Origin of the sequence: Halomonas sp. LC1 (assembly GCF_030247125.1) — a bacterium.
Taxonomy (GTDB): Bacteria; Pseudomonadota; Gammaproteobacteria; order Pseudomonadales; family Halomonadaceae; genus Vreelandella.
In genome coordinates, this window is sequence record NZ_JASSPG010000018.1 from 1 (window position 1) to 1,648 (window position 1,648).

Annotated in this window: 1 rRNA gene; it reads left to right on the plus strand. The window is 55.3% G+C overall.

Annotated elements, in window-relative coordinates:
- Window positions 1-66 precede the first annotated feature (66 nt).
- Window positions 67-1,599, plus strand: a 16S ribosomal RNA gene (locus tag QIT27_RS16965).
- Window positions 1,600-1,648 lie beyond the last annotated feature (49 nt).

Here is a 1,648-nt window from a genome sequence, read left to right on the forward strand (position 1 = left end):
TGACCCTTGAGCCAAGTTTGGTTCGCTTCTGTGGCCTCGGTCACAGGCAAGAACCGCATTGATCTTAAACTGAAGAGTTTGATCATGGCTCAGATTGAACGCTGGCGGCAGGCCTAACACATGCAAGTCGAGCGGTAACAGATCCAGCTTGCTGGATGCTGACGAGCGGCGGACGGGTGAGTAATGCATAGGAATCTGCCCGATAGTGGGGGATAACCTGGGGAAACCCAGGCTAATACCGCATACGTCCTACGGGAGAAAGGGGGCTTCGGCTCCCGCTATCGGATGAGCCTATGTCGGATTAGCTAGTTGGTGAGGTAACGGCTCACCAAGGCAACGATCCGTAGCTGGTCTGAGAGGATGATCAGCCACATCGGGACTGAGACACGGCCCGAACTCCTACGGGAGGCAGCAGTGGGGAATATTGGACAATGGGGGCAACCCTGATCCAGCCATGCCGCGTGTGTGAAGAAGGCCCTCGGGTTGTAAAGCACTTTCAGCGAGGAAGAACGCCTAGCGGTTAATACCCGCTAGGAAAGACATCACTCGCAGAAGAAGCACCGGCTAACTCCGTGCCAGCAGCCGCGGTAATACGGAGGGTGCAAGCGTTAATCGGAATTACTGGGCGTAAAGCGCGCGTAGGTGGCTTGATAAGCCGGTTGTGAAAGCCCCGGGCTCAACCTGGGAACGGCATCCGGAACTGTCAAGCTAGAGTGCAGGAGAGGAAGGTAGAATTCCCGGTGTAGCGGTGAAATGCGTAGAGATCGGGAGGAATACCAGTGGCGAAGGCGGCCTTCTGGACTGACACTGACACTGAGGTGCGAAAGCGTGGGTAGCAAACAGGATTAGATACCCTGGTAGTCCACGCCGTAAACGATGTCGACCAGCCGTTGGGTGCCTAGCGCACTTTGTGGCGAAGTTAACGCGATAAGTCGACCGCCTGGGGAGTACGGCCGCAAGGTTAAAACTCAAATGAATTGACGGGGGCCCGCACAAGCGGTGGAGCATGTGGTTTAATTCGATGCAACGCGAAGAACCTTACCTACTCTTGACATCCTGCGAATTCGGTAGAGATACCTTAGTGCCTTCGGGAACGCAGAGACAGGTGCTGCATGGCTGTCGTCAGCTCGTGTTGTGAAATGTTGGGTTAAGTCCCGTAACGAGCGCAACCCTTGTCCTTATTTGCCAGCGCGTAATGGCGGGAACTCTAAGGAGACTGCCGGTGACAAACCGGAGGAAGGTGGGGACGACGTCAAGTCATCATGGCCCTTACGAGTAGGGCTACACACGTGCTACAATGGTCGGTACAAAGGGTTGCGAGCTCGCGAGAGTCAGCCAATCCCGAAAAGCCGATCTCAGTCCGGATCGGAGTCTGCAACTCGACTCCGTGAAGTCGGAATCGCTAGTAATCGTAGATCAGAATGCTACGGTGAATACGTTCCCGGGCCTTGTACACACCGCCCGTCACACCATGGGAGTGGACTGCACCAGAAGTGGTTAGCCTAACGCAAGAGGGCGATCACCACGGTGTGGTTCATGACTGGGGTGAAGTCGTAACAAGGTAGCCGTAGGGGAACCTGCGGCTGGATCACCTCCTTAAACGATGTCTTCCCCTCGCGGTAAGCGCTCACAATGAATTACCTGATCA